The organism is Lactobacillus helsingborgensis, from assembly GCF_000970855.1.
GTDB classification, from domain to species: domain Bacteria; phylum Bacillota; class Bacilli; order Lactobacillales; family Lactobacillaceae; genus Lactobacillus; species Lactobacillus helsingborgensis.
In genome coordinates this window covers 484,900-499,234 of sequence record NZ_KQ034046.1, presented here as the reverse complement: position 1 = coordinate 499,234, position 14,335 = coordinate 484,900, and the positions used below count along the sequence as shown (strand labels likewise).

At 37.1% G+C, this 14,335-nt stretch carries 14 protein-coding genes; 4 read left to right on the top strand and 10 right to left on the bottom strand.

The window, feature by feature from the left end:
• Nucleotides 1-68: 68 nt before the first annotated feature.
• Both JF73_RS02415 and JF73_RS02410 read right to left on the bottom strand, forming a co-directional pair.
• Nucleotides 69-2,738 carry a calcium-translocating P-type ATPase, PMCA-type gene (locus JF73_RS02415; RefSeq protein WP_046326832.1) on the bottom strand — a complete coding sequence of 890 codons (2,670 nt, stop codon included), beginning with the start codon at nucleotides 2,736-2,738 and terminating at the stop codon, nucleotides 69-71.
• Nucleotides 2,739-3,089: 351 nt separating this feature from the next.
• A complete protein-coding gene (locus tag JF73_RS02410; protein WP_046326831.1) occupies nucleotides 3,090-5,492 on the bottom strand; it encodes a phosphoketolase family protein in 2,403 nt (800 codons plus the stop codon).
• 284 nt (nucleotides 5,493-5,776) lie between these two features.
• Between JF73_RS02410 and JF73_RS02405 the strand changes: the two genes are divergently transcribed.
• Together JF73_RS02405 and JF73_RS02400 are read left to right on the top strand one after the other, a co-directional pair.
• Nucleotides 5,777-6,541: a DeoR/GlpR family DNA-binding transcription regulator gene (locus tag JF73_RS02405; RefSeq protein ID WP_046326830.1), complete on the top strand. Its 765-nt coding sequence runs from the start codon at nucleotides 5,777-5,779 to the stop codon at nucleotides 6,539-6,541.
• A gap of 4 nt (nucleotides 6,542-6,545) precedes the next feature.
• A complete protein-coding gene (locus tag JF73_RS02400) occupies nucleotides 6,546-6,914 on the top strand; it encodes a bacteriocin immunity protein (RefSeq protein ID WP_046326829.1) in 369 nt (122 codons plus the stop codon).
• Between the two features lie 52 nt (nucleotides 6,915-6,966).
• Here the strand turns inward: JF73_RS02400 and JF73_RS02395 are convergent, their stop codons facing one another.
• The 5 genes from JF73_RS02395 to JF73_RS02375 form a co-directional block, all read right to left on the bottom strand.
• Complete coding sequence (locus JF73_RS02395) at nucleotides 6,967-7,692, bottom strand: GntR family transcriptional regulator (protein ID WP_046326828.1); 726 nt, start codon at nucleotides 7,690-7,692, stop codon at nucleotides 6,967-6,969.
• Nucleotides 7,693-7,700: 8 nt separating this feature from the next.
• Complete coding sequence (locus JF73_RS02390; RefSeq protein WP_046326827.1) at nucleotides 7,701-8,624, bottom strand: nucleoside hydrolase; 924 nt, start codon at nucleotides 8,622-8,624, stop codon at nucleotides 7,701-7,703.
• Between the two features lie 110 nt (nucleotides 8,625-8,734).
• Entirely contained in the window at nucleotides 8,735-9,427 is a 693-nt protein-coding gene (rpiA, locus tag JF73_RS02385; RefSeq protein WP_046326826.1) for a ribose-5-phosphate isomerase RpiA, read from the bottom strand.
• 115 nt (nucleotides 9,428-9,542) lie between these two features.
• On the bottom strand, nucleotides 9,543-10,013 hold the full coding sequence (locus JF73_RS02380; protein WP_046326825.1) for a Dps family protein: 471 nt from the start codon (nucleotides 10,011-10,013) through the stop codon (nucleotides 9,543-9,545).
• Nucleotides 10,014-10,123: 110 nt separating this feature from the next.
• Nucleotides 10,124-10,705 (bottom strand): hypothetical protein, encoded by a 582-nt coding sequence (locus JF73_RS02375; RefSeq protein ID WP_046326824.1) that lies wholly within the window; start codon nucleotides 10,703-10,705, stop codon nucleotides 10,124-10,126.
• A 232-nt stretch (nucleotides 10,706-10,937) separates the two neighbouring features.
• Between JF73_RS02375 and JF73_RS02370 the strand changes: the two genes are divergently transcribed.
• Nucleotides 10,938-12,383 (top strand): 6-phospho-beta-glucosidase, encoded by a 1,446-nt coding sequence (locus tag JF73_RS02370; RefSeq protein ID WP_046326823.1) that lies wholly within the window; start codon nucleotides 10,938-10,940, stop codon nucleotides 12,381-12,383.
• A 51-nt stretch (nucleotides 12,384-12,434) separates the two neighbouring features.
• On the opposite strand, the gene JF73_RS02365 is transcribed toward JF73_RS02370, so the two are convergent.
• The 3 genes from JF73_RS02365 to JF73_RS09690 form a co-directional block, all read right to left on the bottom strand.
• Nucleotides 12,435-12,806 (bottom strand): PTS sugar transporter subunit IIA, encoded by a 372-nt coding sequence (locus JF73_RS02365; protein ID WP_046326822.1) that lies wholly within the window; start codon nucleotides 12,804-12,806, stop codon nucleotides 12,435-12,437.
• Between the two features lie 11 nt (nucleotides 12,807-12,817).
• On the bottom strand, nucleotides 12,818-13,153 hold the full coding sequence (locus JF73_RS02360; protein WP_046326821.1) for a PTS sugar transporter subunit IIB: 336 nt from the start codon (nucleotides 13,151-13,153) through the stop codon (nucleotides 12,818-12,820).
• A 93-nt stretch (nucleotides 13,154-13,246) separates the two neighbouring features.
• The gene (locus JF73_RS09690) at nucleotides 13,247-13,414 is read right to left on the bottom strand and encodes a hypothetical protein (protein WP_179853370.1); all 168 of its coding nucleotides are present in this window, start codon (nucleotides 13,412-13,414) and stop codon (nucleotides 13,247-13,249) included.
• A 261-nt stretch (nucleotides 13,415-13,675) separates the two neighbouring features.
• On the opposite strand from JF73_RS09690, the gene udk reads away from it, so the two are divergent.
• On the top strand, nucleotides 13,676-14,317 hold the full coding sequence (gene udk, locus JF73_RS02355; RefSeq protein ID WP_046326820.1) for a uridine kinase: 642 nt from the start codon (nucleotides 13,676-13,678) through the stop codon (nucleotides 14,315-14,317).
• Nucleotides 14,318-14,335 lie beyond the last annotated feature (18 nt).

Genomic DNA, 14,335 nt, shown 5'->3' with positions numbered 1-14,335 from the left:
ATGACAAATTTGGTTAATTAAACCCAAATTTATCATCTTTTTTTATAAGATATTAAATTTTAGTTGTGCTATTTTTTACCAGCTAAACGCTGACATAACTTAACGATTTCAACAATCAAAATCATGCAAATTCCAGCCCCTAAAACTATCAACCATTGAGTTGAATTTAATTCAGTCACATCAAAGAACTTGGTCATGAAAGGCAATTCAACAGCTGCCATGACAATAGCAGAAATCAGTATTGCCCAGTTAAACCATTTATTAGCAAAAGTTCTCTGGGAAAAGATTGATTGGTGAATGTATTTAGAATTAAAGGCGTGAAACAGTTGTATTAACCCTAAGGTGAGAAAGGCCATTGTCAAAGCATCAGCATGTTGTAAATTGGCATTACCCATGTGAGGACCAAAATTCAAGCCCAACTGGTAAGTAGTTAAAACAATGACCCCTTCTAAAATTCCTTGATAAATAATTGAACTCGCAACACCACCGCTAAAGAAGTTGGATTTTTTACCACGCGGTGCTCGTTTCATGATGCCTTTTTCAACAGGCTCAAGACCTAAGGCAATAGCAGGCAAAGTATCAGTTACTAAATTAATCCATAATAACTGTACTGGAGCTAAAATATCCCAGCCTAACATAGTCATCATAAATACTGTTAAAACTTCACCGACGTTACAGCTCATTAGGTAAAGAATAGCTTTTTGAATATTGCTAAAGACTTTACGTCCTTGCTTGACGGCTTCAACAATAGTAGCAAAGTTGTCATCTGCTAAAACCATGTCACTAGCGCCCTTTGATACTTCAGTACCGGTAATACCCATGCCAATTCCAATATCAGCTTGCTTTAAACTAGGTGCGTCATTAACTCCGTCGCCTGTCATAGCTACAATTTTGCCTTGAGACTGCCAAGCCTTGACAATGCGAACTTTATGCTCGGGTGAAACTCTGGCGTAAACATCAAAGTCAGTCACATGTTTTTCTAAATACTCATCGCTAAATTCATCAAGCTGAGCACCCGTGACTACTCGTTCATCTTGTCCCGGCTTTAAAATTCCCAGTCTTTCCGCAATTGCCTGTGCAGTTACCTGAAAGTCACCTGTAATCATAACAGTTCTAATACCGGCATTATGAGCTTCCACAATTGCCTTTTTGGCTTCTGGACGTTCAGGATCAATCATCCCTACCAAACCAGCAAAAATTAAATCCTGCTCGACGTTATCAGTTGTAGGATCATCATATAACTGCTTAACAGGTTTATAAGCCAAACCTAGAACACGTAAGGCATTTTGCGCCATGTTTTGATTTGAAAGCATAATTTCTTCTTTTTGTTTGTCGGTGATTGCAGTGACGTTACCGTCAAGATCAATGCGTGTAACCCGCTTAAGCAGTTGATCAGGAGCACCTTTGACAGCTACGAAATATTGACCATTATTTTCGTTCACAGTACTCATCAACTTGCGCCCAGAATCAAACGGTACCTCTTGCACCCTTTTATGCTTGGCAATTAAATTATGCACATCAATTTTTTGATCAAGTGCATACTGAACTAGAGCAGTTTCAGTTGGATCACCCAAAAGTTTATTATTATCATCCAACTTGGAATCATTAGCCAAAACCATCGCCATTAGCGCATGATTATCCTGACTGATACCAGCAGCTGATTTATGGACTTCATTGTCGTAATATACCTGCTCCACTGTCATTTTATTTTGAGTTAAAGTCCCGGTTTTGTCGGAACAAATAATATCAGTAGCTCCCAAGGTTTCAACGGCAGGCAGCTTACGTACAATCGAATTGTGCTTAGCCATTACCTGCGTACCTAAAGCTAAAATAATGGTTACAATGGCAGGCAAGCCTTCAGGAATTGCCGCAACAGCAAGCGAAACTGCTACTAAGAACATATCAATTGCGAGCTTGTTAGTAGGCTCCGTTCCCTTTTTAGTAAAAAAGCCCACCACAAACACCACAGCGCAAATGAGTAAAATCATAATAGTCAGTGTCTTACCCAATTGGTTGAGGTTACGCTTTAATGGTGTATCCGTTTCGTCAGTGTTATTAAGCATAGTAGCAATTTTACCGACTTCGGTGTTCATCCCAATCTCAGTAACGATACCTTCACCGCGCCCATAAGTGACATTAGTATTGGCAAAAGCCATATTATCTTGATCAGCTAACGCTACTTTTTCTTCGTCAATAGTGGTTGAAACTTTGTCAACTGGAACAGATTCACCAGTTAAAGCTGATTCTTCGATTTTAAGGCTCTTAGTTACCGTTAACCTTAAATCAGCCGGTACTACATCTCCTGCTTCAAGCAAAACAACGTCGCCGGGCAGTAATTCAGTACTTGGGATCTCCATAATTTGACCGTCACGGCGGACATGAGCATTAGGTGTTGCCATTTTCTTTAAAGCATTAATAGCTTCTTCTGAACGGGTTTCTTGAAAAACACCTAAAACGGCATTTAAAATGACCACGATCATGATAATAGCAGCATCTGTCCATTCTTGTGCCACAAAGCCTGACAGCAGTGCAGCCACAATCAAGACAATAATCATGAAATCTTTAAATTGCGCTAAAAATCGTTGCCAAATACTGGTTTTCTTTTTACTGGCCAAACTATTAGCGCCGTATTTTGCGCGCAATTCACTAATTTGGCTTGTTTTTAAACCCTGACTTTTTGATGTAGCTAACTCTTGAGCTACATCATCAATTTTTTGATTATAAAAATTCTGGGGCATTTTTACCTCCTAATAACAAAAAAGAGACTTATATGTACAACACACACAAGTCTCACTATTTAAGATAAGTCCAGAAGTATTTCTTCGGGTGTTGGGCTTATCGCAAGTAATTGCTGTTACTCCCTTATGATCATATCTATTATAAATAACTTTTTTATTTTTAACAAGAATTAGACCGTTAAAATTATTTAAACAAAAAAGAATCTGGGAAAAAGTGCTCTTTGAAGTTAAATAAAAAATTTCACAATTTAAAAAGACCGACAAATCAACATTTTATTGACGTGATTTATCAGCCTTTTTAGTTAGGTTAGAGCTTTTTTCCAGACTCTGTTTTACTTGTTTGAATTATTATTATTTTAAGCCTGTCCATTTCCATTCAGTAACTTCAGGCATATCTTTACCATTGTCGCGGATGTATTGGTGGTGTTTTGCAAGTAATCTATCCATTTCTGCTACAAAGCCTGCACTTTTATCTGCATACCGAGAAACGCTTAAAATAGCATCTTTTGCCAAGTGGAATCTGTCAAGTTCGTTAACCACCCGCATATCAAACGGAGTAGTAATATCTCCTTCTTCTTCATAACAATGAATATGAACATTGCTGCGTTTGCGGCCAAACCAGATTGACTGCATCATCGCTTTATAGCCATGCCATGCAAAAATCACTGGCACATCACTTGGGAATAATTGCTCAAATTCAGCATCTGAAATTGCTTCCGGATTGTCTTTGGTATTCATCAACTTCATCACATCAATGACATTGATGTAACGAAGTTTGAGATCAGGGAAACTCTTGTGCAGAATGTCAATTGCGGCAAGAGATTCCATTGTTGGTTCAGTTTCAGTTGAAGCAAACACTACATCCGGTTTGGCATTTTGATCAGTTGATGCCCAATCAATATATGATAAGCCGTGATTTGCAATACGAGTTGCTTCATCAATTGAGAACCATTGAGGTCTTTCTTGTTTAGATGTAACCAGAATGTTGATACATTCGCGATCTGTGAAAGCTTTTTGCGAAACTGCCAGTAAAGAGTTGGTATCAGCAGGCAAATACTCATGAACTAAATCAGGACGGTTCTTTTCATACATGTGAGTCAATACACCTGGGTCTTGGTGAGTGTAACCGTTATGGTCTTGTTGGAACACAGTTGAAGTTGCAATAAAGTTAAGTGATGGGTAATCTTTGCGCCAATACTGTTCCTTAGCTTTTCTTAACCACTTCATGTGCTGAGTTAGCATCGAGTCGACCACCCGACCAAATGATTCGTAAGTAGCAAAGAAACCATGACGACCTGATAAAACGTAACCCTCAAGCCAACCTTCAGCTTGGTGTTCTGATAATTGAGAATCAATTAAACGGCCGCTTGGTGCCAAGTTTTCATCATTAGGTGTATGAACAGAGCTTTCCCATTGCCGTTTTTGTTCATCAATAAACTTAAATAAGCGGTTAGACTTAGATTCATCTGGTCCAAAACCCCGGAAAGTATTGGGATTAAGTTCAGCAATTTCGTTTAAATATTTAGCCCATTCCGTCATGTCTTCAGCCTCAATTGAACCTGGTTGATCAAATTTTAAGGCATACTTACGGTAATCGGGCAAACTAAGACGCTTAGCTTTCTCTCCACCTGCGTTAGTGATTGGATTCATAGCCATTCTACTGTCACCAGTAACGTTATCTGCTGTTACTAATTCAGTCGGAACACCATTTTCATCAAACAATTCTTCTGGCTTGTAACTCTTAAGCCAATCAATCAGCATGTCTTTATGTTCCATATCATCTTGAGCAACTGGAATCGGAATTTGATGAGCTCTAAATGAGTTTTCAATTGGGTTACCATCAAGATCCTTCTTTGGACCTGTCCAGCCCTTTGGTACACGGAAAATGATCATCGGCCAGTGTAGCAAAGTTTCATCATTATTTTCACGAGCATTCTTTTGAATAGCCTTAATTTCTTCAATTACGGTGTCCATTAGTTTGGCCATTTCTTCATGAATTTGCATGTGATCTTTATAGCCGTCAAACTCGCCACCGTTATAAGCGGAAATAATATAAGGATGCCAGCCCATGCCTTCAAAATACTTGGTCAATTCTTCATCTGACATTCTGGAAACAATTGTCGGATTTGAAATCTTGAAACCATTAATTTGCAAGATTGGCAAAACTGCCCCATCTTTGATCGGATTAATAAACTTGTCACTAAACCAGCTGGCTGCAAGTGGACCAGTTTCAGCCTCACCATCACCAATTTCAACTGCGGCGATCACATCAGGATTATCCAAAATTGCACCTGTACCATGAGAAAGAGAGTAGCCTAATTCTCCACCTTCGTGCATGGAACCAGGAGTTTCTGGTGCAGCATGTGAAGCTGACCCACCTGGAAAACTAAAACGTTTAAAGAGTTTAGCCATGCCCTTTTCATCTTGTTGAATTTCAGGATAAAGTTCACTATATGAGCCGTCAAGGTAGGAATTAGAAACCATCACTTGGCCGCCGTGACCTGAACCTTCAATATAGAACATGTTTAGACCATATTTTTTGATAACTCTGTTTAAATGGGCATAAATAAAGTTTTGTGGTGAGATGGTGCCCCAGTGTCCAATTGGCTTAGGCTTAACTTCACTTGCCTGCAAATCATGTTTTAATAATGGGTTGCTCATCAAAAAGAGCTGACCAACAGATAAGTAGTTTGCGGCACGCCAGTGAGCATCAACACTTTTTAAAAATTCTTTTGAATCATAATCAACTGCCATTTTAATTCTCCCTTTTTACTGTTTGCTAAAATTCACTTGATAAACATATTATAGCAAGTTTTCATCTTAGTTCAACCATTTTACAAATTGGTTCGTTCCAATTTTAAAAATCAGTGAATGCTTATTCAAAGTAAAAATTTATACCCTATAAAAAGGCATTTTGGGTTTACTATTCAGCATTTTTATGTTCAAATACTGATAAATACTGATAATTATATTTGAAATACTGAATTATCGTTAAATAAAAGAAAAAATAATGGTAAATTGTTAGCGGGAGAAGAAAGATGACACAAGAAGCTAGAATTCAACAAATCAAACGATTGCTTAACAAAAAACATCATTTGATTACACGAGAATTAGCGGATTATTTTAATGTATCATTTGATACGGCACGACGAGATGTTTTGCGGTTAACTTCAACTGGACAAGCCATTCGCGTTCATGGTGGCTTAATAGCGGTCGACCAAGATGATGTACCCAATTTTTTAACTAGAAGCTCTATTGATTCACCAGTTAAAACCAAAATGGCTCAGAAGGCTCAAAAATTTGTTCACCCCAATCAGTTCGATTTCATTGGCCCATCTACCATTTTGAAAAAGCTATGTGAGTTAATTAACGGCATGGACTTACAAATAGTTACTAATTCCATAGATAATTCTTTGGCATTAATGCAATCTAAATTACCAAACGTTCGACTTCTAGGGGGCAAAGTTGATAAAGAACATAGGTTTAACTACTCTGTCACTTCGCTTGATACTTTAAGACGTATGACATTCAACACGGCTTTTATAGGTACTTCAAATGTTAAAAGTGATGGCATCTATCTCACTAGAATGAGCGATTCAGAGTTAATCAGGGTTGCAGCATCTAGAGCAAAACAAGTTGTGGTTGTAGCTGAAAAATACAAATTCAATAGTCAAAATACTTCTCCTTTTATGTCAATTCCTTTAAGTCAGGTTGATGTAGTTATTACTGATGAACCTTTGGCTCAGAAGATAAAAGAACATTTTGCGCCGAATACTCAGTTTATTTCGGTCTTAAGGAAGTGAGGCTATGCTTAAATTTTTTAACAATTGCTCAAATAAGAATGACAAATTGATTGCAGATGTGTATCAGGACTTAGATCTGTTTTATAATAGTTTCTTTGATAATATTTATAATGAATTAAATATTGCCAAATATAAGCAAATTCGTGATGCCGTAGGACTCGTGATGCGTAAATTTGATAGTCACGATCATCCACTGGCATATGCTGGTAAATTAGTCATGTATATTCAGTCACGAGTTGTATTGCAGCATTTACATCTAACTTCCTTTCAACAAAAACTATTGAATAATATCAGTGACAAGACTAAGCACATCGATCTGAATTTCGTCTATTCTGGACCTATCACAGACATGCAGCAATTTCGCACATATTAAATTTTTTCTTTTTATAGAATGTATCCAAAAAAGCAGGCAAAAGCCTGCTTTTTTATTTATTTAAATTAACAAAGGTATTAAAACGCATGTATTGGTAATGAATACGCATTGTCGATACCTCAAAAGGCGTACCATCATCCAAAAAGAAAATGCCTTCCATTACTCCCACTGGTTCGTTTGCTCTTAATTTGAGTCGACTCTGGTCTTCATCATTTGACGGTTCCACCGTAATATTGAGAAAAGCTTTGGTTACAACCTTATTTTGCGAATCCTCTAAGTAATTAAAGAGCGACTTTTGCAAGTGCTCCGGTTTTAGTTCGGGAACAATTTTAATAGGCAAATAACCTGTTTCAATTAAAAAAGGTTGTTGATCTAAAAAACGCAGTCTTTTGAATTCATAAACAAAATCATTTTCTTTAAGAAATAAATCTTGCGCGATACTTGATGGCGCTTTAATGACATTAAAATCAAGCAGCTTGATACCCTGCTTTTTGCCCGGAACCTTAAGACTATCAGTCAAACCTAAGTTTGAGCCTTCATAACGAAACAGAGATTGATTTTTTAAATACAAAGGGTTGATGAAAGTGCCACTACCACGTTTTTTAAAAACAATTCCCTGTTGAGACAAAAGTTCCATTGCTCTTTTCATCGATGAGCGGCTAACTTGATAATGCTCAGCAAGACTCCGTTCATCTGGAAGACGCATGCCATCATATTTATTATCTAAAATTTTTTGTTTAATATCACGCATCACTGTGCGATAAACAAAATCTGCCATTTTTTACCTCAGTTATCAGCTTTTTCAATTTCAGCAACAAGCCACTCAGCGAATTCTTCTTGATTGACCTTAACCCCCACTTGGACATTAGCAGGCTGATTAAAAAAGCCGTCAAAATCAATCATCGATGCGCCATAAGCATTAGGGCTCTTCGTATCTACTACAACATAGGCTGGCTTAAAAGCATACATTTCAGGTTTGATTAACATCCCTGCCGCCAGAGCATCATACACTTCACGACCATTACTATCCGTATGATCATGTAAATTGGTCATAATATGATACAACATATCACCAATTTTACCCGTATTTTTAATTCTTTCCAGAGTGGCCTGCGTGATATATGCCTGATGTCCTAATTCAAGAGGTGCAAGTAAAATTTTGACACCACTTGAGAAAACTATCTGAGCTGCTTCTGGGTCGCCTGCAACATTATACTCTGCATAAGGACCCCAATTACCGCGGCCAATAGCACCACCCATTATCACCAATTGTTCAATTTTAGGCAGATCTTCTGGAAACTGCCTGAAATAGAGTGCAAAATCAGTTGCTGGCCCTATCTGCATTAAGGTTACCTTTTCAGCGCTCTTTTTGACTACATCATGAATAGCTTCTGCAGCTATTCCCGGTTTTAATAAGGTCTTGTCTGGTTCAGGGAAATCAAAACCAGCCAGACCACTTTTTCCATGAACATCGGAAGCATCTATCTGGTTACGCAATAACGGTCTTACCGCACCACTTACCACTGGTACTTTTGTACCTAAAAATGCTTCTAATTTTAATGAATTTGCCAAGGTTTTTACAAGAGGAACATTGCCCCAAGTAGCAGCTATTAATTTTACGTCAAGCTTTTGCGAAAATAAGGCAATAGTTATTGCCACTACGTCATCAATTCCCGGATCAGTACTAATTATCAATGGTTTTTTTAACATAAGTATCCTTCTTTTAAAATAGTTATAGAATAATGATACCAAATTTAAGCATTACTTGCTGGCAAAAAAAAGACTAACTCATTAAAGCAGTTCAAGTTAGTCCCTAAATTTTATTTTTGACGATCTTCTATTGTGCCATCAGAATGTGCAATAATTGCTTCCTCGCACATGTCTAAGAAAAGTCCATGTTCCACAACACCTACCGTGTGATCAAGATAAGCGGCTAACCCTTCCGGAACAGGCACCGGATCAACATTTAAATCTACAATATAGTTACCATAATGCGTTACCAAGCGTTCTTTCCCCGACATACGCCATTGCGGGTTTAAGCCTGCGTTTTTAAAACGCTGAAAATTTTGTTCACAAGAAATTGGCAATACTTCAACTGGCAACGGAAAACCACCGAGGCGGTCTACTACTTTTGATTCGTCAACAATCCAGACTACTTTTTGCGAATTAACAGCTACATTCTTTTCCATAGTCAAAGCTCCGCCACCACCTTTAATACCATCAAAGTTGGCAGCTAACCTATCAGCACCGTCAATGGTCAGGTCAAGTTGAGTAACAGATGATAATTCGTCTACCTTAAAACCCCATTCTTCCATTTGCTTTTTGCTTCTACTTGAAGTGGTGACGACCGCCTTTAACTTAAGTCCCTCTTCTTTTCTGCGCCTACCCAACTCATCAATTAGAAAGGCTACAGTTGAACCGGTTCCCACGCCTAACTTCATACCAGACTTAACCAAACCTGCTGCTCTAACTGCTGCCTGCTTTTTTAATTTATCTTGTTCTTCTTTATCCATGATCCTTGCTTTCTCTAAATAATTAAACGAATGTTAAATTAAATTCATTATAGCAAAAAGACAACTAAATGAAGACACAAAAAAAGCAGTTATTATAACTGCTTTCTCATCAAAATTATTCTGGATCAAGTTCTGGAGCTTTATTAATTTCACCTGACATCATCCAGATCCGCTTTTCAACGTCTGAATGGAAGCCGGTTAACAAATCATTAGTGGAGTAATCTCCTTCTTCATCACTAACCTTTATGCCTTCTTCATAAAGCTGGTCAAGATAATGATAGCCGTCAATAATCTTTTGGTAGCGTTCATCAATGGTTTCATTCCAATTCCCTTTTTCATCAGGAATTTTAGTCTTTGCGGCGATTTCACTTAATGTTGAAACTGGAGAGCCATCTAGAGTAATCAAACGTTCAGAAACTTCATCCAACTGATCGGCTAATTCGTCCATTACTTTGTCTAAATATGGGTGCAACTTCAAAAAGCGGTTGCCACGCATATACCAGTGATGTTGATGCACAACCATATGTAATTGTGTCAAATCAGCAACCAGTTGGTTTAAAACTTCTTTAGTCTTTGGATATTTCATATAAAAGTGCCTCCAAAATTACTTAATATTGTTACACTTTTATTATAGCGAGTAAGCGCTATTAATACTAAAATATTGTTTTATAATTTTTATTATTCAATCACTCTGATTTAGGCAAACTGACCCATAGCAATATTGTGCTTAATTAGGTGTAAAGCCTCATGAGTTTTTTCAATTCCCTGATCATGATGATCGGCTTTTTCTCTAGCTGTAGAAACATGCAGTTTGTCACCATTATCAAGTTCTAGTTCAATGCCATAAGCATTTTTAATTGTAGCCATTTTCCCGGCAAAAAGACCAATAAAAACAAAATCAGCTGCTAGAGCAGGAAGTTGTGTGAGATCTTCTTTTCCATACGGCTTAGCGCTCTTAACACTGCTCATTGGGACAGCCTTCATAGGGCTAGCAGGTCCTTTAAAGACCATCATCACCTTTTGCCAGTAATTACTAAAATCATAATATTTAATCTGGTCTTGTGAAATCTCACAATAATTATAGCCGTACTGTAAAATTAACGGGTAATATACTGCCACCATTAATATAAAAAATAGGACTGCAGGTAATAATGACCATAAAATCAAATTAGGTGCAACAAAATTAAAAAGAAGGCAGAAGGCTAAACCAATAAATACAGATAAGCCTAAAGATAAAGATAAAGGCCAAAAGTTCATCTTTTTACCAAAAGTAAACATAATTACCATCCCTCCTAAAAACTAAATTTCAATTCACTATTATTTTAATCCCTTTTTAATTTTTTTGAAAGCTTTAACATTACTTTTTTGCATTTTCTGCAAGAATTAATAAATAAAATTATCATACTTAAAATAACTGGTGCTATGTACCCTCAGAATAACTGGTGCAAAAAGAAAATTTGTTATAAAATATTTTTGTTAACGCTATCACATTGGATAAGGGGAGATAAAAATGTTTTCAGCCAAAATGCCAGATGGATTTTTATGGGGTGGTGCCGTTGCTGCTCATCAGTTAGAAGGTGCATGGAACGAAGACGGTAAGGGCATGTCAATAGCTGACGTGATGACAGTTGGCTCTGCCACTCAACCACGTGAAATTACAGACGGTGTCATTCCCGGCAAAAATTACCCTAATCACAGTGCCATAGACTTTTATCATCACTATCAAGAAGATATTAAATTGATGGCAGAAATGGGTTTTAAAGCCTTCAGAACTTCTATTGCGTGGACAAGGATTTTTCCTAATGGCGATGATGAAAAGCCCAATGAAGCAGGTCTAAAGTTTTATGACGACTTGTTTGATACTTGCCACCACTATGGTATTGAGCCGGTAATTACCTTATCTCACTTTGAAATTCCTTTTCATTTAGTGAAAAAATACAATGGCTTTACTAATCGTAAATTAATTGATTACTTTGTGCGCTTCGCGACAGTTTGTTTTAAACGTTATCGGAATAAGGTTAAGTACTGGATGACTTTTAACGAAATTGATAACCAGTCAGCTTATAACGAAGATTTTTTGATGGCTACCAATTCTGGAATTATTCTCGATGGTATGAGCGACAAGGAAAAAGAAGCGGCGATGTACCAAGCAGCTCACTATGAGTTAGTTGCTTCGGCTTTAGCTGTTAAAATTGGTCATAAGATCAATCCTGATTTTCAAATCGGTTGTATGATTAATTATTCGCCAGTTAGACCACTGACACCTTCTTCAGATGATATGCTGCTAGCCGACAAGTTCGAACAGCGCCGTGACTGGTTCTCTGACGTTCATGTCTTTGGTGAATATCCCCAAGAAGTTGAAGCCTATATTGAACGAAAGGGCTATCGTCCTGACATTAGTGATGAAGACAGAATTGTTTTAAAAGAAGGTACGGTTGACTATGTTGCATTTAGTTACTACCAAACAACAACTGTTTCAGCCCAGAATGTTAAACCTGATAAATTAAACGATTTAGCTCAAGCGATAGCCGTGAATCCCACCTTAGTAAGAAGCGATTGGGGCTGGGAAATTGATCCTACAGGCTTAAGAATCGCCTTAAATCACTTAACCGATCGGTATCATAAACCTTTATTTATTGTTGAAAACGGCTTGGGGGCTTACGATAAAGTAGAAAAAGATGGTTCCATTCACGACGATTATCGAATTGATTATTTAAGAAAACATATTTCAGAAATGGAAAAGGCAGTTGCAATGGACGGCGTGGATTTAATGGGTTATCTACCTTGGGGACCAATTGATTTAGTGTCTGCAGGAACAGGACAAATGGATAAACGGTATGGCTTTATTTATGTTGACAAAAATGATGCTGGTCAAGGTACCTTAAAACGCTCACGCAAGGATTCTTTTTACTGGTATAAAAAGGTAATCAAAACTAATGGTCTAGATTTAAATTAACAAAAAAAAGTGAAGCTGCAAATGCAGCTTCACTTTTTTAATTAGTTCTTGTTAATTTTGAGATTCTTTTTGCAGTGCATCTGCCTGATAAAGTTTCTCATAAAGGTCAACTATCTCTCCTGCCAGGTCTCTAAAAGTGATAGCATTCATCAAGTGATCCTGTGAATGAACAACTAAAAGAGTAACTTTGGTATGTTCGCCTTGGGCTTCCTTAGTAAGCATCCCGGTTTGAGAGTTATGCGCATCATTCAAAGATTCGTCTGATTCCTTTAACTTGGCACGGGCTCCAGTAATATCACCTTTTTTAGCTAGCCGAATTGCTTCAAAAGCAAGACTCTTAGCATTACCGCCATTTGCAATCAGACCCATAGCAGCTTCTAATGTTTCTTGTTCTTTTTGAGCAGAAGTTTCTTGTTCAGCCATTTCAATCACCTTTAACCATTAATTAAATCTTCAGCCTGTTGCAAAACTGTTTTGCCGTCCATCATGCCATACGCACGCATTTCGATTACTCCCAGAGGAATATCTTTGCCATCTTTGCCCTTACCTTTAACTTTGTTTTTAAAGTCATCTTCCATATAACGAACTTGTGGCCCAAGCAATACACAATCAAGTTCGTCTTGTTCAATATGCTGATCAGCTTCTGCAGCTGGACAGGCAAAAATCTTTGCATTAATGCCTTCTTCTTCAGCTGCTTTTTGCATTTTAGTTACTAATAACGAAGTACTCATTCCTGCACTGCAGTTGAGCATAATTGTTTGTTCAGCCATAATAATCCTATTCCTCCTAAAATGTATCTTATGATTGGTCTTCTCCATTATAGCACTATTAAAATAGCGCTTACTAATACGAATATTATTTTTTCATAAAAAAGATAATAGCTTTAATTGATGTGAAGAGTCCATTTTATTATTACCGCCAAAGGCTAAGTCAAATCCCACTAATAAGTCATCATTGCCTTCAATTAACCTTTTAATACATGTATCACAATTTTCCTCATCAAAATTAGTCTGGCAAATAGCAGTAAGCATGGCAGCGTCTCTTTCAAACCCTGCAAAAATGAATGCACAACAATTTTTTAAAATGAGGAGCCGGATGATGCCAAATCATTCATTTTGCACCTACTATTAATTAGCTCATATTACCTTTTTCACATTTTATAATATAAAAATTAAGTCGCATTTTAAACCATATTTTAAAAAATTGGCGAGAATAAGTAAATTCACGTTAACTGTTGGTAATTAAAGACAAAGTAAAGTAAAATGTTTAAGGATTAAAAAGGGAGTGGCATAATGTCTAGACTTGAAAAGCCTGTTGTGATTGGTATTACTGGTGGCTCAGGCAGCGGAAAAACTACCATTGCACAAAAAATCGTTGCTCAAATGCAGGAAGATGAACACGTTTTAATTATGACGCAGGATTCTTATTATAAGGATAACACCGGCATCCCCATGAGTAAAAGGATGAATATTAACTATGATCATCCTGACGCCTTTGATGTTCCTTTACTTAGGAAACAGCTAAGTGACCTCTTAAATTATCAACCCATTGAAATGCCTGTTTATGATTTTAAAGAACATACTCGCAGCAAAGAAACTGTCCACACCGAACCTGCTGATATTATTATTCTTGAAGGAATTATAGTCTTAGCTAATAAAGAAATACGTGATTTAATGGATATCAAAGTCTATGTCGATACAGATGATGATATTCGTTTTATTAGAAGACTAGAGCGGGACTTAAGTGAACGTGGTCGTTCTATTGATTCAGTGATTGAACAATATTTAAATACGGTCAAGCCTATGTATCATCAGTTCATAGAACCCACTAAGCGTTATGCTGATATCATTGTCCCTGAAGGTGGCAAAAACGATGTGGCAATTGACATGTTAACTACAAAGGTGCATTCAATTTTAAGTCAAAAGGAAAAATAAAAAAGAGTAATTGCTTTT

Coding starts and splice junctions, on each gene's coding strand:
- JF73_RS02415 (WP_046326832.1), bottom strand. CDS start 2,738: ATGCCCCAGAATTTTTATAATCAAAAAATTGATGATGTAGCTCAAGAG.
- JF73_RS02410 (WP_046326831.1), bottom strand. CDS start 5,492: ATGGCAGTTGATTATGATTCAAAAGAATTTTTAAAAAGTGTTGATGCT.
- JF73_RS02405 (WP_046326830.1), top strand. CDS start 5,777: ATGACACAAGAAGCTAGAATTCAACAAATCAAACGATTGCTTAACAAA.
- JF73_RS02400 (WP_046326829.1), top strand. CDS start 6,546: ATGCTTAAATTTTTTAACAATTGCTCAAATAAGAATGACAAATTGATT.
- JF73_RS02395 (WP_046326828.1), bottom strand. CDS start 7,692: ATGGCAGATTTTGTTTATCGCACAGTGATGCGTGATATTAAACAAAAA.
- JF73_RS02390 (WP_046326827.1), bottom strand. CDS start 8,624: ATGTTAAAAAAACCATTGATAATTAGTACTGATCCGGGAATTGATGAC.
- rpiA (WP_046326826.1), bottom strand. CDS start 9,427: ATGGATAAAGAAGAACAAGATAAATTAAAAAAGCAGGCAGCAGTTAGA.
- JF73_RS02380 (WP_046326825.1), bottom strand. CDS start 10,013: ATGAAATATCCAAAGACTAAAGAAGTTTTAAACCAACTGGTTGCTGAT.
- JF73_RS02375 (WP_046326824.1), bottom strand. CDS start 10,705: ATGTTTACTTTTGGTAAAAAGATGAACTTTTGGCCTTTATCTTTATCT.
- JF73_RS02370 (WP_046326823.1), top strand. CDS start 10,938: ATGTTTTCAGCCAAAATGCCAGATGGATTTTTATGGGGTGGTGCCGTT.
- JF73_RS02365 (WP_046326822.1), bottom strand. CDS start 12,806: ATGGCTGAACAAGAAACTTCTGCTCAAAAAGAACAAGAAACATTAGAA.
- JF73_RS02360 (WP_046326821.1), bottom strand. CDS start 13,153: ATGGCTGAACAAACAATTATGCTCAACTGCAGTGCAGGAATGAGTACT.
- JF73_RS09690 (WP_179853370.1), bottom strand. CDS start 13,414: ATGCTTACTGCTATTTGCCAGACTAATTTTGATGAGGAAAATTGTGAT.
- udk (WP_046326820.1), top strand. CDS start 13,676: ATGTCTAGACTTGAAAAGCCTGTTGTGATTGGTATTACTGGTGGCTCA.